The organism is Dryocola clanedunensis (assembly GCF_038405435.1).
GTDB lineage: Bacteria > Pseudomonadota > Gammaproteobacteria > Enterobacterales > Enterobacteriaceae > Dryocola > Dryocola clanedunensis_A.
Genome location: NZ_JBBYHZ010000085.1, coordinates 1 through 710, shown reverse-complemented (window position 1 = coordinate 710; position 710 = coordinate 1). Strand labels below are relative to the sequence as shown.

Here is a 710-nt window from a genome sequence, read left to right as displayed (position 1 = left end):
GACCCGCACCTGGGTCTACATCGTGGTGATGATCCTCTCGTTGCTGGCCAGCGCGCTGCTGCTCAAGGTGCTGCCCTCCGAACTGGCCCCGGCCGAAGACCGCGGCTCGTTCCAGATCATGATCGACGGCCCGGAAGGCGCCGGCTTCGACTACACCGTCGGCCAGGTCCAGCAGGTCGAGAAGATCGTCTCCGGTTTCGTCGGCGAGGACGAGCCGATCGTGCGTGCCAACCCGCGCGTGCCCGGTGGCTGGGGCTCCAGCGAAGAAATGCATACCGGCCGCATCAGCGTGTTCCTGCAGCCGTGGCGCCAGCGCGATGTCTCCACCCCGGACGTGGCCGCCGAACTGCAGACCCACCTCAATGATCTGCGGGGCGTGCGCGTGCGCACCCAGGTCGGTGGCGGCCTGGTCCGCAGCCAGGGGCAGCCGTTCCAGATCGTGCTCGGTGGCCCGGAATACGCAGAAATCGCGCAGTGGCGTGACCGCATGCTGCTGCGCATGGCCGACAACCCCGGCCTGGTCGGCACGGATTCGGACTACAAGGAAACGCGCCCGCAGATGCGCGTGAACATCGACCGCCAGCGTGCGGCCGATCTGGGTGTGTCGGTCACCGCGATCGGCAGCGCGCTGGAAACCATGATGGGCTCGCGCCGCGTCACCACCTTCGTCGACAACGGCGAGGAGTACGACGTGCTGGTCCAGGCCGGTC

General features: G+C 67.9%; 1 protein-coding gene. It reads left to right on the top strand.

Features of this window, described 5'->3' with window-relative positions; translation table 11 throughout:
- The coding region (locus tag AAE045_RS23515) for an efflux RND transporter permease subunit (RefSeq protein ID WP_455549728.1) at positions 1-710 on the top strand (710 nt) is incomplete at both ends.